Origin of the sequence: Domibacillus indicus, assembly GCF_023715895.1 — a bacterium.
Classification (GTDB): Bacteria; Bacillota; Bacilli; order Bacillales; family Domibacillaceae; genus Domibacillus; species Domibacillus indicus_A.
This window is the reverse complement of the sequence record NZ_JAMBOO010000111.1, coordinates 1-346: the sequence shown is the minus strand read 5'-3', so window position 1 is coordinate 346 and position 346 is coordinate 1. Positions and strand designations below refer to the sequence as shown.

1 protein-coding gene is annotated in these 346 nt (G+C 52.6%); it reads left to right on the top strand.

From position 1 onward, the window contains the following. A partial coding sequence (locus M3221_RS25865; protein ID WP_251274833.1) for a hypothetical protein occupies positions 1 to 346 on the top strand: 346 nt, incomplete at both ends.

Here is a 346-nt window from a genome sequence, read left to right as displayed (position 1 = left end):
AAACATACCAGCTGGCAGTGAGTGCAGAAACAGCGAATGGGACACGCGATGTAACAGCGAGCAGCACAGGGACAAAGTACAGCAGCACGAATACATCGATTGCGCAGGTAAGCGCGGAAGGGCTGGTCACGGTTTCAGCAAGCGCAGCAATCGGCTATACAGCGGACATCCGCATTACAAACAACGGAATTACGAAGGTTGTAAAAGTAAAAGCGATTGACGTATCAGCGGGAGACAAGCCGACAAGCCTGAGTGTGCCGTCTGACCTGGTAGAGCTGAAGCGGAGTGAAACATACCAGCTGGCAGTGAGTGCAGAAACAGCGAATGGGACACGCGATGTAACAGC